A 19,887-nucleotide genomic window follows, 5' to 3' on the forward strand; every position below is an offset into this window, starting at 1 on the left:
CCCAGGGATGGGTAACGGAACGTTTCGCCTTCTGTCAACGTGACACATGTAGCGATTGCAATAATTTTTATAGTATTTTTGCAGGAAAGGATATCGTAGCATATGAAGCTCTGGCAGGGTATTACTGTTTCAGTTGTAACTCTTATCACGCTGGGTCTGGCACCGATGTTTACTCGCTCTGGACAGGCCAAATCTCCGTGCACACAACAGGCTAACTATACAGGTACTATCGACAGTATCAATAAGGATTACAACACGATCAAGTTATATGACCCGGAACAAACAGAGGTGGATCCAATCATGGGACGCGTAAGTCTCGTAGCTCATACCAATAAGGACACGCAGGTGTATCGACAAAAAGGGGATAAGTGCGAGAGCGCAAGCTTGCATGATCTCAAGCCCGGACTGAAGCTGAATATATGGACAAAAGACAAAGTGGTGGTTGAAATGTTCCCTCTACCAGTGCGCGCAACCACCATTGTCATTATTGATTAGTCTGGCATGGGAGCCGCATCTGGTTTTTTGATGATCAAACCCAGACTGGCCGTGAAGCTATGCAGAAAGATGCGTCGTCCAACGGGACCAATCTCTCCATTACAGAAAAGTCCGCCCAGGGGTAACTGACCAAATTCACGCGTGATGACGCTGGCGTCGTGATCAGGCATCCCAAACATGCCAATGCCCCGACCATTACAGGTACAGAGGATGCCAGCGATGGGCTGATTCTCACCAAGCTCAGATTTTGTGCGCAACAATAATTCGTGCATATCGAGATCGGCAGAGTTGGCGTCACGCAATTGAAATTGGATGGTCTGGCCAACACGCGGCAGGGCCCCGATCGCCAGTGCGCCACTTTTACGATCAACGCCGAATAACTGGCGAATTAAAAAACTGCCTCGCTCATAATTATCCTGATATTCATCAGCCGCCAGACCCACCAGCAGATTGCGCTGAGCGCGGCGCTGCAACTCTGGACTAAGGGTCTGGAGGGTCTCTACCAGCATGCGGTGGGCGGAACGATTAGAGATGCTATCGATCAAGCCATTATCCAGTACACTGGTAATGGTCCATGCTTCACCAATTGGATCACACCCCTGCGATACCAGCGGCAGAACGCTGTAAGGACCACCAATCGCCAATCCTATCACACCTTCTTCAAAGACCTCATCATTAAGAAAGAGGTGGGTCTGGCGCTCCTCGATATCGCTGGACGCCAGGCCACCAATCATCGGGATACCTGGATAGGCCTGGGACAACTTCTCGGTGAGAAGCTCACAATCCAGATGAAAAGGATCCGCAAAGAGCACCCAGGCGTTGGCATCATCTGGTTCTAATCCCACCTGCCGCCGCAAATCCTGAGGACGCTGGCTCTTTTCGACCATGGTCGGGGTAAGATGAACAGGACGCAGTTCAGCTCCAGGTAGCTCTAAGGCCAGTAAAGACAGAGCCGGCAGGTCTTCCAGTTCTTGATCCGTCCCAATAATACCCTGCCCCGAACATCCTAGCAACAGCGCAACACCTGTTTTACGGCGCACCATCCGCAGCATATCTGCAAAATAGGGCATAAACTCAACATTCGCGAACAGGAAAATAACATCTGCGGCAATATCTTTAATCTGGTCCAGGGCCTGCTCAAGCGCCTGCTCCCAATCTTCATCTATCACAAGCGCACTCAATGCGGCTGGTTGGCGATCATCCATGGATACTCCTCTGTCGGCAATCCAGGATTGAAAGACTGTATCACAAATTGAAAGAGCACCGCTGGTCAACGGTGCCCTTTCTTATCTGGCTTACAGAGCCTTCTCACCCGCCGACATGCATACTCTATGCGGCCGAAATGGCAGAGATTTTGACTACATATTACAGTATCCTTGAAGCGGATCGTGAAGGCACACTCGGTGTGGCTCTTTCACCCTACTTCTAGTGTAGATACGAAGCAAAAAAGGTTTAATGATAAAACAATAGGTCAAAATCTGGTTCCCTATCAGTATCGCATATCGCATCACCGGGTCGCAATTAAGCCTGTGACTGAACAAGCTCGCAGAACGCATCAATATCCTGACGTACGATATCCAGACTGCCACGCCAGAAGGCTTCTGAATGCAGATCGATACCAAAACGGGCCGCCAATGTGGCCGCATCGTCCAGACCAGTCGAAGACAGCAACTCATCATATCCCTGCTTAAACGCCTCAGGATTCTGCTGGTAACGAGCGTAGAGTCCGAGTCCAAAGAGCAGCCCAAACATGTAGGGATAGTTGTAAAAAGAGAGATCGCTACTATAATAGTGACCTTTGACCGCCCACATATAAGGATGCAAGGTCTGCTGGTCGATACCATCGCCATAGGTATCGCGCTGAGACTGCAACATCAGTCCATTCAGCTCTTCTACCGATAGCTCACGCTGCTTGCGCTGCTCAAAGACATTCTGCTCAAACAGGAAGCGGCTGGTGATATCCAGCACTACCTGACAGGCACCTTGAATCGAAGCCTCCAGAATAGCCATACGCTCTTCGCGATCGGCATCCTTCATGGCTGCGTGATTGATAATCGTCTCGCAGAAAATACTGGCTGTCTCTGCCAGGGTCATCGGCAAGAAACTCTGGAGCGCGGTACGCTCCGCCAGATTCAGATTGTGATAGCCATGTCCCAGTTCATGGGCCAGGGTAGAGACACCATCAAAACTGGCTTTATAATTGGTAAAGATGCGTGATTCATCCTTGCGCAAAGGCGTGCAATAGGCACCATCACGCTTGCCCGCCCGGGGCTCGGCATCGATCCAACCTTCACTGAATGCACGGGCAGCATAGTTCGAGAGGCGCTCGGAGAAGGTACCGAACTGCTCCACAATAAAGCGCTCGGCATCGCTATACTCCCACACCCGATCGCTAGAGCCCAGGGGCGCGAAGATATCGTACCAGGCCAGTTGTGGAATCTTCAGAGCCTGAGCCTTGGCACGGAAATAGCGGCGGAAATCCGGGAACGAAGCGCGGGCTGCGCTTAACATAGCATCCAGCGTCTGGCGATCAATACTATTAGCAAACAGAGAAGCATCCAGCGCACTCTCCCACTGCCGCTTATGCGCCAGCGTATTCACCTCGCCTTTGATGCTATTGAGGGCCTGCGCCAATGGCACCGCCACCTCTTTCCAGGCCGCCAACTCAGCTTCAAATGCGCGACGACGCACCTCACGATCCGTACTGGAGGCCTGGTTACGTACCACACTCATCGGTACCTGCTGCGTCTGACCATCCAGTTCCAGGGTCACATTCAGCTGTGAGGTCAGGTTGGCATGCAACTTGGTCCAGGCGGTGCCCGCACTGACATTTAACTCGGATGCCAGTGATTCCTCTCTCGGTGACATCATATGTAAGGACTCGGCTTTAGCCCGGCGGAGCGCATAGGCATGCGCGCTGGCTACTTCAGAGTGGGCAATCAACTGCTCAACATCCATCGAGCCCAGCCAGGCCGTAAAGCGTGTATCCAGTTGCGACAGTTTAACCAGAGAATTTTCCAGCTCACTCTCCCGTGCCTGAGCCACTTCATCCCGCGAATTAGTACTGACAAAACAGCTGATATACACTTCCAGAGTTAACACATGATCCTGTACACTATTGAAGTGTTCCACCGCCGTCTCAAATGTCTTGATCAGCCCGTCATCCACGGTCAATACATCCTGCTTCTCCACATGTGATGCATCAAACAACTGGACCAGAGCCTCGATCTCTTTAACAGTCGCGGCAAATCCCTGTGCAAACTCAGGCGATTGCAGACCAGGATAAACCACATCCATATTCCAGTGGGGCAAGGATTGGGTTGTTGTCACGAATCGCTTCTCCTTTTTGTTTTCCAAATAAGCTTAATGTATGCATTGTAGCACGCGCTTCAATCAAGGATGGAGAGCATCAAGGAGATAGAAATCAAAAGGGGAAAAGGTGGCGGGTCGATGCCCGCCACCGAGGGGACTTACTGCTGATCAGAGGCTTCCTGAGGATTATTTTTTTCCTGCTGGTCGGCTTTTTTCTGTGCCTCCACTTTGTCTGGTGTACGCGAAATCATTGGATCAACCGGCGTATTCTCGATATCACTGTGCTCACGTGGTTTATCTCTATCGCCAGTATTTTTATTGAGCTCACCAGGATTACGCCCACCGAGGGTCCCGTGCTCAGGTTGCCCATTGGCATTTTCCGCACTCGGCAGACCAGTATGTGTACCCGCCGTAGCCGGCGTTGTCTGTCCAGAAACCTCAGTTACACCACTCGCCGTCTCGGGCCGCTTCTCTCCCTTACCCGGAATATTCCCGCCACCAACACTGGCCAGACCACCATTCTCCGGGGCAGATTGCGTATCAACACGCTGCTCTTCGCTATAATGCTGCTCCATCTTTACTCACCCTTTCTGCTCTTCATTTATCTTTTCTATCACGTATCAATTGTAATTCATAGGAATATTTCTATCATAGCACCCGACATATACGCCGGGTCAATAAATAAAACACAGCCATAACAAAGACTCATGGAAATCTAATCTTCCCATCCACCAATACCAAAAGCTTAAGCTACTCAGGCATGATGCAGATCAATGGGACAGATGGAAATCGCCAGTACCGGCAGCGCTGGTCGCCAATACTTTTCGTTTAACGAGTTTTGTGGCGGCGAAAGACGTTGTGGAGAAAAGCAGCGAATCATACGTGGAGAGGGCGCCACACGCGGAGGCCGGCATGCGGCGTGATCGTGGAGCGAGGGGCTCAACGAGCATCGCATGCCTGTGGCGCCTACACCGAGACGGATCCTGTTTCGTGATCCTCTTCGAGAAGGTACGGGGAGGATCCACGCGCTCACCCACCACGTTGCGGTGCGAGCAGGCACACACGAGATATGATCCGTCGCGGTGTAGGCGCCACAGCACTGCGCATCGTGCTTGCACGCTGGCCTGCGCAAACGGCAGCAGTGCGGCCTCCGCGTGTGGCGCCCTCTCCACGTACACCTTGCTTGCTGGTCACGTCGAACCCTCTCTCAACATAGCGCTAAACGAAAAGTATTGGCGCTGGTCGCTGCGACCTCTCGACGTACGAGTAAGGATCTCTATACACGAGGCTCTTCACAGTAGTGTGGCCCTGCCTGGGAGCGTTTACGATCGACATGGATCGCATGCAAACGTCCGGCGTGTCTTTTGATGGGGTTGGTTCGTAGTTAGATGTGCATGTTTTATAGCTAATGTACTGGATTATTTATTTATTGTTAGAAAGGTCTTATCCTATGACGATGGCGGATCAAAATCGTACGATGATTAAGTTCAGAACTGCTGATCATAAGTTTACGTATCGTGTTGGAGGCATAGCGATTCATGAGGGACATGTGCTCTGTCAGAAATCCACGCTTGATCCTCGGGGTATCTTCTGGTTCTTGCCCGGTGGGCGCGCAGAGTTGGGAGAGAGTTCACAGGAAACGTTGCGGCGTGAGGTGTTGGAGGAGTTGGGTGAGGAAGCACAGGTTGGCCGTCTACTCTATATAATGGAAAACTTTTTCTCGGATACGGTGGCTCATCATGAAATCGGGCTGTATTTTGAGCTAACCTTTCCTGCCACTTCATACTTGTATCAGGGCCGTGGCCCCTTTGAACGACCCGAGGAAGAGGAGAACCATCCATTGATCTTTGAATGGCTCCCCATTGCTGAACTACCCGATCGCCTCGATCTGCGTCCACCTTTTTTCCGTCAGGCGCTCAGCAATCTGCCGACAGAAACGCAGCATATCATCCAGCGGCGTTAATCCTCGTTGAGGCGCAGGGTCATGGCCATTGAGGGACTAGAGACGATTCTGACCATCATGCCCAGCGCCAGGATACAGATCGCGACCAGCACGGCCAGACCAATGCCCAGTAGCGCCGGGATGATGATCTGGATGGGTGGTATGTTTTGCGCCAGGAAAAACTGTTCATCCGTCAAGTCTTGTCCCGGTGCGCTGGTAAAGAGTAATGACGGTACAGCCATCCAGGAGAGGAGTGCGCCAAAAATGACGCCCAGGATGATCGAGGTGGCATAGATGATGCTCTGTTCCCAGCTCAGGGTGGTTGCAATATTGCGTGGCGAGGCCCCCAGGGCACGCAATAGCGCAAAGTTGGTCAGGCGATCACGGGCACTTAACCAGGAAGCCACCAGGTTACCAACCAGTACCAGTAAGAGCGCGACGAGCGGACCCAATGCTAGCATCCCCATTACCTGCAAATAGAGTGGCTCTTGATGCAGACTCTCTACCAATAAGCGGCGATCATTTACAACACTGGCTCTGCTCTGTAAGGCAGTACGCAAAGCATGCAGAGCAGTGGGATTATCGCTGGTCAGCAACCAGACGGTCGTTACTTGAAAGGCTGGCCGACCCTGGCGCCTCATGAGCAGGTTATATAGCCCTCCATAACTCTGTAGATCAACCAGAATGCCTGAGGGTGTCTTCTGGGTAGGAATCTGTTGTATCTTTGCCAGCACGCGAAAGTGGAAGGGCGTATCCGTATTGTTTGGATCCGTAAGCGAGAATTTATCGTTGACCTTCAAGTGATAGCGTTGCCAGAAGGTTTCATCGATGATAGCGGGTATCTCTTTTTGGCTGCTCACCCCGGCACGCTGACTGATAAGTTGCTGCATTAAACTATGCAGCGACCGGGTACTGTTGTCCTGTGGCCAGGAGGCAGTGCTGTCATAGCTCTCGGCATCTACCGCCAGCAGATTAACTGTTTCCTGACTATCGCCAATCTCAGTAGTAGTACTGTACCCCAGTGAGGCGCTCTGAACACCCGGTAGCGACTGATATGACGAGAGTATATTCGGCGTACGTTCCAATCCTGTATTCGCTGGCAGCGTCGCCTGGAAGTCTGCTCCCACGGTATGCGCCGCCACATCATTGGCACGCTGGATCTGGGATGCATAGAAGATCAAAGCAAACATTGAGAAGGCGGTCACCAGCGAGAGCAACATGGTCATGCGTACCGCTTGCCGGGGTGAACGCGACAATTGTGCCAGCGCGACCATTGAGGAGGCTCCACGGCTACGCCTGGTCGCAATCCAGGATCCCAGACGCAATAGAGCGGGAAAGCAGCGCAGAAAGACCAGGATGGCCGCCAGAATCGTACAGATCGTGCGCGCTAACACCAGCGGCGAGAGCAGGAGTAGCCGTAATTTAGCATCCAGCACGTTGGTGTTGGTCAGATACATCGAGATCAGATAGCCTATGACCATCAACACGATGGCCACCACATCCAGATTGAAGCGTAGCCAGAATGGCCGCTGACGGCTGCGACTGGACTCGCGCCGGATCGCCAGTACATCCAGTGCGGTAGTGCGATTGATGGCCAGCATCAATACGAGCGCGACCATCAGCACGGTGGCCAGCGCATACCAGCACACAGACAGCAGCAAGGACCAGTTATGCTGCAGCACGATCCCAATCGCAGAATAATCCCGGGGTGCCAGCAGCAAGCGGCCCAGCAGGCGCGCGCCAGGTAAGGCCAACAGTGGCCCTACGATCAACGCCAGCAAGGCCAGGCTACCACCCTGAAGTAGCAAGGCCCCAAAGACCTGGCCACGACTGGCTCCACGGCTGCGCAGGATCGCCAGTGCTCCCGCCTGACGCTCGACCAGCAGGTCTGTCATCAGGGAGACAAAATAGAGCAATAGTAAAAAAATCACCACCATCAGGCCCATCGTAGGCAACTGAGCTATGGCTATCTGGGCTTGATAATGATATAGGCTATCCTGCGGCTCGGTCACATGCACACTGGTCAGACCATAGCGCTGACTGAGAAGATCATTGAAACCGCCGGTGAACTGGTAGCGGCCCAGCGCCGCAATCAGCGGATCCAGATCATCTATTTGCAGAGTATCAGGATTCAACGCATCGTTCCAAGACACATGCAACGGATCGGATAGCGTGGTATAGCTGCCAGTCGTGTTCTGTCCCACCCCAGGCTCATCTGCCAGGGGAATCCAGTGTGCTAATGTGGAGACAAGGGTCTCGTTCGCGGTCAGCGCCGCATAGGTCATGCGTTTATTAACAGCGACATTCGCATCTTGATGCAGCGGATCAAAGGCAATCCCGCGCCAATAAGGATCGTAAACGGGCGTCTGGATAATACCGATCACCTTCAGCGAGATGGTGAGTTCTTTAACCAGAGCATAGTCACGCACCAGATCGACATGGACCTGCAAGCTGGAACCAATCGGAGCATGCAGTGCTTTGGAAGTCGCTTCAGTAATCGCAATCTCAATGGTGGGATCATCCACCTCATGAGCTTTGATGCGCGGCTGTGGTAGACTTCCTGCCAGCAACTTGAGGTGTGGCTGAGCTTGCGCTATATCACTACCATTAATAACCAGATTATCACCATTCACCCGGGGCTGCCTGCTTCCAGGTGATGTGACTAGCAACGGCAACAGACCGCTCGCCACCGTGAAACGCTCTTGTTTTGGATCCTCATAGCGCTTCATCAAAGTACCAGAACCACTGATAACCTCCTGCCAGGCCGCCTGGATGCGTGGCCAGAAAGGTCGGTCGAGATTACTGGTCATCACGAGATCAACATTGCTGGAACTCGCTCGCAGCTCGCTCCGCAGTCCAGCAGTCATGGCGATCTTCGCATAGATCGGAGCCACACAGACAAAGGTCACCGCCACCACAATCCCTAATCCCACCACAAAGAGGAGGCCTTTAGTGCGCCTGAGTTGCCAGAAGGCTAATGTAAACACCGAAGACATAGCTAAAACTCTCTCTCTAATCTTCGCTAATACGCAAGGTCATGGCCAACGAAGGTCTGGTGATCATGCGCAACATCATACCCAGAGCCAGTACACAGATCATAACCAGGATAGCCAGGCCGATCCCTAACAAGGCCGGCACCACAATCTGTACAGGAGGAATACTCTGGGCCAGATAAAACGCGTCGACATCGCTCTGCTGGGGTGGCGAACTGGTAAAGACCAGCACGGGCACCACCATCCATGAGAGGAGGGACCCGAAGATGGCGCCCAGCATAATCGCGACCGCATAGACGATCGCCTGCTCCCAGGCCAGAGTAGAGGTTATATTGCCGGGACTGGCCCCCAGAGCGCGCATAATCGCAAAATTGGTCAGGCGATCGCGGGCCTGCAGCCAGGAAGCGAGCAGACTTCCCATCAGCACCAGTAACAGCGCGACCAGCGGTCCCAGGGCCAGCACACCAATCAACTGCAAATATAATGGCTCTTTCTGCAAGTTATTCATCAGCTGGCGACGATCTGTAAAAGTGGCTAATTGGGTATTGCCACTGATCAACTCATGGCGAATTTCTGTCAGCCTGACAGGATCATCGGTGGTACGTAACCAGAGCTGATTTAATGACAAAGGCTGGCTACCAACAATATTCACCACCCGGTTGTAGGCCTTTTGATAGGCCCGCAAATCAACCAGGACGCCACCAGGAGGGGACTGGGTAGGAATATATTTAACGATCGCAATCACTTTAAAATAGATTACACCCTCCCCGCTGGGCGCGCCATTCAAGCCAAATTTACTGCCAACATTGAGATGATAGCTACTGGCTAGAGACTCATCAATGGCTGCCGGAACCAGCTTTTCGCTTTCCTCAGTCTTTCTTCCTTGCGCCAACTGCTGCATTAATTGTGGTAGCGACATCGAGGTATTATTCTCAGGCCAGTAGGCAACCTTTGGATACGTATCAGCATCCATGGCCAGAAAACGCACATGTATTTCCTGATCCGCTACCTGTAGCTGGTCACTATAGCCAGCTGTGACGCCCTGCACACCTTTTAGCTTGCTATAGGTTTGAAGCTTTGTCGCCAGCGCAGCTGCGTCGGGCAAATCAAGAAAGGTGCCCGAGAAATCAGCGCCGACCGTCTGCGTCGCCACATCACTGGTGCGCTGGAATTGCGAGGAGGAAAAGACCAGCGCGAAAATGGCAAAGGCGGTTGCCAGTGCGAAGAGCAAGGCGATACGCAAGGATTGGCGCGGCGAACGTGCCAGTTGCGCAAAAGCCAGCATCGAAGCGGCCCCGCGACTGTACCGCGTTGCCCACCAGGAACACCAGCGCAACAGATAGGGGAATAAGCGCAGGAAAAGCAAGATAGCAGCGATAATGGTAAAGACAGCTCGCGCCAGCACTAATGGCGAGAGTAATAACAACCGTAGCCGGGGATCAAGCACATCTGAATCGGTTAGATAGATTGAGAGCCCATAACCCACGATCATCACCACGATCGCAAAAAAATCCAGACCAAAACGCAGCCAGAGTGGTTTGTGGGTAGCACGTCCTGACTCGCGTCGTAAAGCCAGGACATCAAACGCGGTCGCTTGATAGATCGCCACCGTCAACGTCAACACCACCACGATAACCGTCAGCACCGCATAGGGCAGGATCAACAACAGTGATTGCGACCAACGCAGCCAGATGTCACTAACCGCAGCATAATCCTGCCTCGGCAACATAATCCAGCTCAGTCCGGTTGCCACAAGCAGTGTGAGCAACGGCCCCAACAGCAAAGCCAGCAGGCACACACCTATGCCCTGACTCAGTAAAGCACCAAAGACCTGCCCCCGACTCCCACCACGGCTACGCACAATAGCCAGGGCAGCCGATTGCCGTTCTACCAGCAGATCAGCCATCAAAGCCACAAAATACAGCAACAGACAAAAGATCGCAATTACCAGGCCCATAGCAGGTATCTGCAAAACGGCTAATTGACTTTGATACGCCGTCAACCCATCCACCGGGACAAACGCATGGGTCTCTGAAATCCCATAATCTAGTAGCAAAATATTCGTGGGATAACGATGATCTTGAAATGTCTGCAACATCTGTACTAAATCCGCGAGTTGGTCGCTACTAATTTTCTGCGGATCTAAGGAAAAATACCAGTTAATTGTCAATGGATCCAGCAGCGGATGTTTGCCCTCTTCCGGCAGTGGATGTGTGGACGCTGGCACGCTATCAATATCACCTGTATCCGGGATCGGAGCGGTCTTAGGTTCATCGCGGGAAGGGATAAAACCAGCATACGTCGAGACCAATGCGTCGTTGGAGGCCAGCGCCTTAAAGATAAAGGGTCCATCAGGCTTGTCAGCCACATAATTTTTATCCAGTGTACTTCCATGCCAGAAAGGATCATGCCCCTCAATGTTCTGGAAGATACCAACCACCTTCAAAGGGATGAGATGCCAGTCTGAACCTATACTACTCGCCGTTATCTTTCGGGTAGAGGCCCGCGTATATAGCATCGAACCAGGCGAAACCTGTAGATCGGCCGCCGTGTCTTTTGATAGCGCTATCTCGATCGTGCTATCGGGATCAGTATAGCTCTTGACCTGGGGAGTCGGCAGCCGACCCTGGAGCAACGTCAGATGCTTCCCACTGGCAGTCTGCACCATATCATTGCCTTCGAGCAACATTGTATCCTGAAGAGGCCTGACGTTACCGGCATCAGGATTGCGCGGATACAGTTGGAGTTGTCCACTCTCGATCTGTAGCTGATCTTTGCTACGGTCCAGCAATTGACTAAATGGCCGCATGCCAATATCTGCAAAACCAGCAGTTACCGCCTGTATGCTTTCCCACCTAGGGACAGCATCCTTGCCGACAATCGAGATACTGCTATTTGCCGGGGTCGCATTAACAGCCTCCTGTAAGCCAGCATTGATTGCCACCTGCGTATACAGCGGAGCCACACAGACAAATACCACGGCCGTTAGCACACCCAGACCAACGATGGTCAGCAACCCTTTAGTGCGCCGCAATTGCCACCAGGCCAATGGCAAAAAGGCCGGCAGCCACAATCGGCGCTCAGAAGTCTTTCCTCTCGGCATAGAGCGAGGCATACAAATATCCTTCCTGGTGTTAAAGCAGATATAAAGATGATATTGCAAAAAAACATATTCACATATATATAATGCATCTTATTGGCAAAAACTCACACAATCCGACTCTCTACCCCAGAAAAGTCTGTTCGCGAACGTTTAGAAAAAGTAGCAAGGACTGCATAATCGACAATGAAAGGTCGAGATTAGTAGATAAGGGAAAAAATCCCTGATGTGCTATGGGGAAAACCGATCTGGCTCGCTACTTGCATATGTAATGGATCCAAAGCAGGTAGAAGTTTACGGAGCAATGTCGGAAGAGTTCGACCTTAGACTTGACGATACAGTGTGAATTCCATACAATCAAGCTACATATTGCGCATTTACTTATCGTCTTAAATAACCCCCATAGTCTCAGGAGGTATCGTGGTGACATCGCACACAGGTGAGGAGTGGCTCAGCTTGCGTGAGGCGGCTGAGTTGCTGGGCATGCATCCGGCAACTGTACGTCTCTGGGCGGATCGCAATGAGATTCCTTCGCGTCGTACCAGTGGCGGCCATCGCCGCTTTCGTCGTGCAGACATTGAGGAACGTGTACGTCAGGAGGCTGTACCCAAGCCAGATCCAGCCTCAGTTCTACTGGTACAGAGCGTGCTTGGACGTGTGCGCTTTGCTTTTACCGATGGCACCCTCGATACCTTCCCCTGGTACCAACATTTTGATACAACGGCCCGCGATGCCTATCGCCGTCTGGGTAGACGTTTGCTGGATTTGATGCTGCGTGCCCTCAACGATGATACCCACCATATTGATGATCTAAAAAAAGAAGCCATCGAACTGGGACGCGAATATGGCTCGATCACCTGGGCCTCACATGTTCCGGTCGCCGACGCTGTGCGGGCCTTCTTATACTTCCGCACCTTGATCGATGAAGGCATCCTTCAACTGGCCGAGGTTCGCAGTGGTCGAGATCATGATATCTTCTGGGTCGCAAGTTTTCAGCAGGTACAGGCCATCACCAATGAAATTTTGCCCGCCCTGATCGAGGCCGCACAAAGCTAAAAAGCATACATCAAAATGTATTTCTGGTACCCACTGTGTTTCATCAAAATTATTCTATTGTTGCGAGACAATTGGCTTTTTCTAACGTCTTATATGTATAGATTAAGAAATAGTATGCCATTCAATTGTGTGAGCGAAGCTAGCCGCGTGTGAGCGGCGTTCACAATTGCTTTTTCATAGTATGGGACATCTTGAGCAAAGCCTGAGCTCCAATTCATAAAGCGCATTCTCTTATAAGACGTTTTTTGACACAGTCATGATCGAAGCGCTGTACAAATCCGCGCCCGTGACGAAAAATTCGTCTTATAAGGCCATATAAATACTCATGAATGCGCACATATAGATAGAATTGTTTGCAACATTTCTTTGAGAGATAAGGGGTACCTCTTATGGCGCTAGAACCACCAAATCCTGGAGATGCAAGACCGCCACGGCAGGGGGATTCAATACCTGATGCAGCGCGTCTGCGTGCATTGAAACGACAGGAACGAGCTGAACGAGCGCAACAGTATCTGGAACAGAAGCGCAGACGCCATGAGCGTCTGGCGGCTCCTTCGCTTCCACCTACTAATAACCGTCAGCCAGGAAGAACAGGCCAGCGTAGGGTACCTCAACATATCGATACCACTGTCACCCCCGCCAGAACATATCCTATCCAGGACGCAGATACGGATCTATATCCTCCTGTATCGCGTGAACTGATACCTGCACCAGGCAAACAGACACACCACAGACACGTCATACAACATATCTCGCGCAAACATCTGCGCAGTGCACGCCATCAAAGCCGACATAGTTTTAATCGTTTCTGGCTGAGCATCTGCGGCATCGTCGGTACACTGTTCTTAATTATGCTCACCATCACGGGCGCAGGCACCTATGCAACCTATCGCTTTTATACCGACACAGGAGCAACGTATCAGCAACAAATCCTGTCCTTACACGATCTCACACCACGCGACAATCTAAAAATGTACGATAGCAAAGGCATCATGCTCTCACAGTTAGCGGACCAGGGACTGCATACGGAAGTTGCACTCAAGCAGGTCTCGCCTCTGTTCATCAATGCGATCGTAGCTACCGAGGATAAAAATTTCTGGAAAAACTCCGGCATTGACATCTTCCGCATCCTGCAGGCCGCGCTTCAAAATCTGCAACATGGTCGCGTCATCGAGGGTGGTAGCACCATCACACAACAGTTAATTAAAAATCTGCTGGTCGGCAGTGAAGCCAGTGTCCTGCGCAAGATGCAGGAAATTGTGCTGACTCCAGAGATCAATAACCACTACAGTAAAAACGATATTCTGGAAATGTATTTGAATACCATCTACTTTGGCCATCAAGCCTATGGCATCGATGCCGCCGCCACCATGTACTTTGGCCTGGTTGATCAACCCGGCAAGCCAGCGGCGGCCCAACTCGATCTGGCTCAGGCCGCCATGCTGGCCGGAATGCCCAGTTCTCCCGCCCTCTACGATCCAGCGCTCCATCCTAAGACAACTTTGAATCGCTTCAGCATCGTGCTGGATCTGATGCTGCGTGAGGGCTATATCACTCAGGTGCAGGCGGATGATGCCATGAAAGAGGCTCAGAAACCTGGTTTCTTCAAAGGTGCGCCGAATCTCGGTGATCGGGCTCCACACTTCACGCAGTATGTGCTGCGCCAACTTGAGCAACAACTTAAATTGACACGGGCGCAACTCTCGCGCTCAGGATTGATGGTGTATACCACGCTGGACATCGGCTTGCAGGATAAAATCCAGCGCATCATGCAGCAACATATTGATGAATTGCAGGGCCATAATATCACCAACGCCGCCGAGGTGCTGATCGATTATCATACCGGCGCGATCCGCTCGCTGCTGGGCAGTATCGATTATAATAGCAAGACCATCGATGGGAAGTTCGATGTCGCGACGATGGGGTATCGCCAACCCGGCTCGTCTTTTAAGCCCTATGTCTATGCGACCGCGCTCGAACAGGGCTATACGCCCGCCCAGGCCATCGCGGATACGCCCCTGGTTATTCAGATGCCACCGGGCTCAAATCCAGCAACCTATGAGCCCAAGAATTATGATCAACTCTATCACGGCCATGTCACTTTACGCTGTGCACTGCAGAACTCGCTGAATATCCCCGCCGTCAAAACGCTCCAGCATGTCGGTATTGCCAACTCGCTGAGAACAGCCAATGCGATGGGCATTACCCATCCCAAAGGCGAGGCTGGCTACTCAATGGTGCTGGGTGGACTGGATGTCAATCTGTTGGAACACACTACAGCTTTTGGTGCCTTCGCCAATGGTGGCAGAACCTTCACGCCTTATGTCATCGAGAAAATCGTCACGACCTATGCGAAGAAAACTTCCAACCACCAGAGCAAAGAAGGCAAGCAGGCGATCTCACCCCAGGTCGCCTATATGATGTCCGATATTCTTAGCGACAATAACTCACGCCTGCCAGAATTCTTTGATTGCAATCCTTTACAGCTCTATGCCAATAGCACCAACCAATGCTATGCTGGCAATCGCGGCGCGATTCGGCCTGCCGCCGCCAAGACAGGCACGACCAACGACTTCCGGGATAACTGGACCATGGGTTATACCACGGATTTTGTTATGGGTGTATGGGCTGGAAACAATAACTATACCCCCATGTATGATGTCACCGGCGTGCAGGGTGCAGCGCCCATCTGGCATGACTCGATGCTCCAGGCCGAGGCGGGAAGACCTATCCGCGACTTTGTCAATCCTGGCGGCCTGGAAAAAGGTGAAATGACCTATCCAGATGGCATTCGGACCACCGATTGGTATCTACCAGGCCACTATCCTAGCTTTATCCAGGCACCTACCGCCTTTCCATCTAACATTGCCACCGTAGTCCCTACGGATCCCGAACACCCGAAAGCAGAAAAACCGCCAGTCATTAACAGTCATCCTTATTGCAGCAACTTTAGCTTTGCCTTCCCAACCCCAAAGACCAGCGGCAGCAATCAAGGCTGGTGGTAAAAAAAGCTGGTAGAAAGAGGGGTGGTGCAGGAGGGGCGTCGAGCCCCTCCTGCCGGGGTTTGGGGTGTCCCCAAAGCTCCCCTCCCTCCCCTCCCGCCTTAGGAGGGAGAGCTTTTTATACCCTCTTTAAAAGTGAAAGATCATAGTACTGCCGGTATGGCGGGCATGAAGCAACAATATTACCGATATACAGGCATAATTGTCGGTAAGATACGAAGAATAGGATGTTTGAATATATTAACATTTATTGTCTTTTATCGAGTTACTATCGCTTCGTTTACAGCGTTATTAGGTACAGATAACTTTTTTAATAGCAGCTATTTTAGCTGTATCATATGCGTAGGTTAGAACCACCAGCAAAACGAATCGAACGCAGGGAAGCTTTGGATGAGCCATAAGTAGTGTAGTTAGCGATGAGTGGATGGAGAAAGAGGTTCAGACATGCAGACCGACAAACATCTTGAGGAGCCCTCGAATACGCCTGGAGAAGCCTCAGAATTAGCTAAAGCGGGAAATATAACCCAGACCCAGACCAGAATACCTGCGAAAATGCCCACGCATAGTCCGGCCGCGGTCGCGCAGAGGATGAATGATGTTCCGGAACGTCCTGCACCTGGAGTGAATTACCTGGTTCCACAACAACCAATTCGGCCTGCTGGCTGGCGCACGCGGCGTCACATCAAGCGCAAAAATCTTCGTCAGACCATTCATAACATTACCAGAAGTGATCGCATCGGCACACGAGCCCTCTTGCCATTGGCAATCAGCATCTTCTCTGTCTTCCTGGTGGTGATGCTTATCTTTGTCACAGTTGTTGGCTTTATCAATGCCACCCATAAAAAGTTTGGTGATAAAATCACGACGCTTGAGGATGTGCTGCCAAAGGACAACACAAAAATTTATGATGCCAGAGGCAATCTGATCTTTCAGTCCCTGGATCAAGGGATGCAGACCAGTGTGCCTCTGGACAAGATTTCACCTCATCTACAACATGCTGAAATCGCCATCGAGGATCAATACTTCTATAATAATCCTGGTTATGATATCACTGGCATCGCACGTGCAGCCATTGAGAATCTGACCACCAAGAAAGTGGTCTCTGGCGGTAGTACGATCACGCAACAGTTGATTAAAAACGCCATTGTAGGCAATCAGGCCACCGTATTACGTAAACTACAAGAAATCATCCTGGCGCCAGATATATCGCGTTACTACACCAAAGAGCAGATTCTCCAGATGTATCTGAATACAACATACTATGGTGAACGCTCTTATGGCGTCGAGGCGGCCGCCCACAGCTACTTTGGTCTGAAGTCTAGCCCTAAACAGACGGCGGCTTCGCAATTGGATATCGCTCAGTCCGCCATGCTGGCCGGTATTCCCAGTTCACCAATTGCTCGTGATCCTTTGTTGCATCCTAAAGCGGCGTTAACGCGCATGCAAGAAGTGCTACAGCAGATGTATATGCAGGGCTATATCACAGCCAAAGAGCGCGCATCCGCGATTGAAGAGGCGCAGAATCCCACCTTCCTCAAGCCTGCGACGTTTCACAATGGCATTGCGCCGCACTTTGCCAATTATACCTTACGCGAACTGGCCAGCGATCTGCATGTCAAGATTGCTGATCTTTCACGTGCCGGTCTGGTCGTAAACACCACGCTGGATCTGAATTTGCAGAACAAAGTACTCAAGGTCGCACAAAAACATATTGCGGAAATGGCTCGCGTCCACAATATGTCCAATGCCGCCGTGGTCGTTCTGGATCACCACACGGGCGGTATTCGTACCCTGATCGGCAATATCGATCCCTCAAATCCCAAATATGGAGCCTTCGATGTGGCATCCCAGGGCTATCGCCAGCCAGGCTCTTCATTTAAACCATTCATTTATGCCACCGCCTTTGATCAAGGCATCAGCCCGGGCGACACGGTAGTGGATGGACCGCTCACCGTCACAATGTGTTGTGGTCTGCCATCCTACACACCCGCCAACTATGATCATAAGTTCCATGGTCTGGTCACCTGGCGCTACGCTTTGCAGAACTCATTTAATATTCCAGCCGTCAAACTGCTACTGAAAACATCAGTAGATAGTGCACTGCATACCGCGCAATCCATGGGAATAAAAACCTATGAAGGCACTCCCAACTACACCATGGTTCTGGGATCACTAAGTATTCATCTGCTGGACAATACGGCGGCCTACTCAACCTTCGCCAATGGTGGCATACGCATGGCGCCTCATGCCATCAATACCGTCAAGGACCAGGATGGGCACATGATCTTCCAGTTTAAGCCGAAAGGGACACGCGTCCTGCGCAAAGAGACGGCCTTTATGATCACCGACGTCTTGAGCGACAACAACTCGCGTATCTACGAGTTCGGTAAATGTAGCTCACTGGTACTCTATGCCAGCACCATGCAACAGTGCTACGCCGGTAAGCCTGGTCCGATCCGCGTCTCGGCCGCCAAAACCGGTACCTCCAATGATTTCCGCGACAACTGGACCATGGGCTTTACGACCGATGTTACCGTTGGCGTCTGGGCGGGTAACAACAATAACCAGCCCATGGTCAACGTGACCGGTGTAGACGGCGCTGGTCCAATCTGGCATGACACCATGTTACTGGCCGAGCGTGGTCAGCCATTGCGCGCCTTCCCCGGACCGCCAAAGACGCTCGTCAAGAGAACCCAGAACAGCGGAGGTAAAATCTCCACCGACTGGCATTTCAAATAAAATCAACAGCCGTAGCGGCAGCGCTCGTCGCTGCCGCTACGGCTTGTCGCAATTTCGCATATGTGTGTCGCCACATAAGATTGTAAAAATGCTGTAGCAGATTGTAGAATTACACTAAACCATTAGTTATCAGTCGCAATTTCAAAGGAGAAGAGTGATGATTCGTGTTGCAATGTTGAGCTTCTGGCATGTCCATGCGCGAGACTATAAGCGACAGGCGCTAGAACATCCGGATACACAAATTGTTGCTGCCTGGGATGAAGAACCTGACAGGGGCCGCCAGCAGGCGCAGGAATTGGGTGTGCCCTTCTACGAAAATTTAGCTGAATTACTGGCTCAGGATGATATAGATGCGGTCATTGTTGATACTCCCACCAATATGCACCGGGACGTGATGATCGCGGCCGCTCAGGCGGGCAAACATATTTTCACCGAGAAGGTTATCGCCACGACACTGCATGAGTGCAATGAGATTATCGCCGCCGTTGAGCAGGCTGGTGTTAAATTGACGGTTTCGCTCCCACGGATGAATGCTGGCTATACCCAGGCGATTCGTAGCGTCATGCAACAACAACAATTGGGACAGGCGACCGAGGTGCGCGTCCGACTTTCTCACAATGGTGCCGTGCCAACCAGCGAGAATACCCAGGGCTGGCTTCCCGCTCATTTCTTTAATGCAGAGCAGTGTGGTGGCGGTGCCATGATCGATCTGGGCTGTCATCCGATGTATCTGACCCGCCTCTTCCTGGGCATGCCTGAAAGTGTCAGCGCATCCTATGGCTATGTGACAGGTCGCGAGGTCGAAGATAATGCGGTCGTGACCCTGCGCTATCCAAATGGCGCGGTCGGCATTGTTGAGGCTGGCTTTGTTAATCGCTTCTCGCCTTTCAGTATTGAGGCTCATGGAACCGAAGGTAGCCTGTTCTTTGGCACGCCAGTAGACACGCTGCTTATTCGCAGCACGCGCTCAGGCACCCCTGGCGGCGACAAATGGCATACCGTCGCCACACTTCCTGAAGACCTGCCTGGAGCGTTCCAGCAATGGGTCGGCCATATTCAACAGGGTACGACCGCCACCGAAAATATTCAGACCGCCATTGAGCTTACAGTTCTGATGGAAGCCGCTAACCTCTCTGCCCACAGTAACCAGGCCGTGCAGCTTGCCTCGCTCAAACAATAAAAACGACCTGCATGCCATTGAAAAACAATCGTGAACGCCGCTCACTCGCGGCTAGCTTCACTCACACG

At 51.8% G+C, this 19,887-nt stretch carries 12 protein-coding genes; 7 read left to right on the forward strand and 5 right to left on the reverse strand.

Annotation, left to right across the window (positions count from 1 at the left end):
- Positions 1-102: 102 nt before the first annotated feature.
- Positions 103-495, forward strand: a complete 393-nt coding sequence (locus KDW_RS08705) for a hypothetical protein (protein ID WP_151755600.1) — start codon at positions 103-105, stop codon at positions 493-495.
- Here KDW_RS08705 and KDW_RS08710 read toward each other — a convergent pair.
- The 3 genes from KDW_RS08710 to KDW_RS08720 form a co-directional block, all read right to left on the reverse strand.
- A complete protein-coding gene (locus KDW_RS08710) occupies positions 492-1,700 on the reverse strand; it encodes an FIST signal transduction protein (protein ID WP_151755601.1) in 1,209 nt (402 codons plus the stop codon). The two genes, KDW_RS08705 and KDW_RS08710, sit on opposite strands and share 4 nt — an antisense overlap.
- 316 nt (positions 1,701-2,016) lie before the next feature.
- The gene (locus KDW_RS08715) at positions 2,017-3,825 is read right to left on the reverse strand and encodes a M3 family oligoendopeptidase (protein ID WP_151755602.1); all 1,809 of its coding nucleotides are present in this window, start codon (positions 3,823-3,825) and stop codon (positions 2,017-2,019) included.
- 140 nt (positions 3,826-3,965) lie between these two features.
- Entirely contained in the window at positions 3,966-4,382 is a 417-nt protein-coding gene (locus tag KDW_RS08720; protein ID WP_151755603.1) for a hypothetical protein, read from the reverse strand.
- A gap of 494 nt (positions 4,383-4,876) precedes the next feature.
- Here KDW_RS08720 and KDW_RS31595 point away from each other — a divergent pair, with 494 nt between their 5' ends.
- Positions 4,877-5,023, forward strand: a complete 147-nt coding sequence (locus KDW_RS31595; protein WP_162005061.1) for a hypothetical protein — start codon at positions 4,877-4,879, stop codon at positions 5,021-5,023.
- 234 nt (positions 5,024-5,257) lie between these two features.
- The gene (locus tag KDW_RS08730) at positions 5,258-5,770 is read left to right on the forward strand and encodes an NUDIX hydrolase (RefSeq protein WP_162005062.1); all 513 of its coding nucleotides are present in this window, start codon (positions 5,258-5,260) and stop codon (positions 5,768-5,770) included.
- On the opposite strand, the gene KDW_RS08735 is transcribed toward KDW_RS08730, so the two are convergent.
- Positions 5,767-8,745: an FtsX-like permease family protein gene (locus KDW_RS08735; protein WP_151755606.1), complete on the reverse strand. Its 2,979-nt coding sequence runs from the start codon at positions 8,743-8,745 to the stop codon at positions 5,767-5,769. The genes KDW_RS08730 and KDW_RS08735 overlap by 4 nt on opposite strands.
- Positions 8,746-8,761: 16 nt before the next feature.
- Complete coding sequence (locus KDW_RS08740; RefSeq protein ID WP_151755607.1) at positions 8,762-11,857, reverse strand: ABC transporter permease; 3,096 nt, start codon at positions 11,855-11,857, stop codon at positions 8,762-8,764.
- Positions 11,858-12,265: 408 nt separating this feature from the next.
- On the opposite strand from KDW_RS08740, the gene KDW_RS08745 reads away from it, so the two are divergent.
- The 4 genes from KDW_RS08745 to KDW_RS08760 all read left to right on the forward strand — a co-directional run bounded on the left by KDW_RS08745 (position 12,266) and on the right by KDW_RS08760 (position 19,819).
- Positions 12,266-12,898: a helix-turn-helix domain-containing protein gene (locus tag KDW_RS08745; protein ID WP_151755608.1), complete on the forward strand. Its 633-nt coding sequence runs from the start codon at positions 12,266-12,268 to the stop codon at positions 12,896-12,898.
- Between the two features lie 389 nt (positions 12,899-13,287).
- A complete protein-coding gene (locus KDW_RS08750; RefSeq protein ID WP_151755609.1) occupies positions 13,288-15,903 on the forward strand; it encodes a transglycosylase domain-containing protein in 2,616 nt (871 codons plus the stop codon).
- A gap of 441 nt (positions 15,904-16,344) precedes the next feature.
- Complete coding sequence (locus KDW_RS08755) at positions 16,345-18,639, forward strand: transglycosylase domain-containing protein (RefSeq protein ID WP_151755610.1); 2,295 nt, start codon at positions 16,345-16,347, stop codon at positions 18,637-18,639.
- A 157-nt stretch (positions 18,640-18,796) separates the two neighbouring features.
- Positions 18,797-19,819 (forward strand): Gfo/Idh/MocA family protein, encoded by a 1,023-nt coding sequence (locus tag KDW_RS08760; RefSeq protein WP_151755611.1) that lies wholly within the window; start codon positions 18,797-18,799, stop codon positions 19,817-19,819.
- The last annotated feature ends 68 nt before the right edge of the window (positions 19,820-19,887 follow it).

It is taken from the genome of Dictyobacter vulcani (genome assembly GCF_008974265.1).
Classification (GTDB): domain Bacteria; phylum Chloroflexota; class Ktedonobacteria; order Ktedonobacterales; family Ktedonobacteraceae; genus Dictyobacter; species Dictyobacter vulcani.

Bases quoted from the DNA above. Each gene is read 5' to 3' on its own strand.
- KDW_RS08710 (WP_151755601.1), bottom strand. From the start codon at position 1,700: ATGGATGATCGCCAACCAGCCGCATTGAGTGCGCTTGTGATAGATGAA.
- KDW_RS08720 (WP_151755603.1), bottom strand. From the start codon at position 4,382: ATGGAGCAGCATTATAGCGAAGAGCAGCGTGTTGATACGCAATCTGCC.
- KDW_RS08735 (WP_151755606.1), bottom strand. From the start codon at position 8,745: ATGTCTTCGGTGTTTACATTAGCCTTCTGGCAACTCAGGCGCACTAAA.
- KDW_RS08755 (WP_151755610.1), top strand. From the start codon at position 16,345: ATGCAGACCGACAAACATCTTGAGGAGCCCTCGAATACGCCTGGAGAA.
- KDW_RS08705 (WP_151755600.1), top strand. From the start codon at position 103: ATGAAGCTCTGGCAGGGTATTACTGTTTCAGTTGTAACTCTTATCACG.
- KDW_RS08750 (WP_151755609.1), top strand. From the start codon at position 13,288: ATGGCGCTAGAACCACCAAATCCTGGAGATGCAAGACCGCCACGGCAG.
- KDW_RS31595 (WP_162005061.1), top strand. From the start codon at position 4,877: ATGATCCGTCGCGGTGTAGGCGCCACAGCACTGCGCATCGTGCTTGCA.
- KDW_RS08760 (WP_151755611.1), top strand. From the start codon at position 18,797: ATGATTCGTGTTGCAATGTTGAGCTTCTGGCATGTCCATGCGCGAGAC.
- KDW_RS08740 (WP_151755607.1), bottom strand. From the start codon at position 11,857: ATGCCTCGCTCTATGCCGAGAGGAAAGACTTCTGAGCGCCGATTGTGG.
- KDW_RS08730 (WP_162005062.1), top strand. From the start codon at position 5,258: ATGACGATGGCGGATCAAAATCGTACGATGATTAAGTTCAGAACTGCT.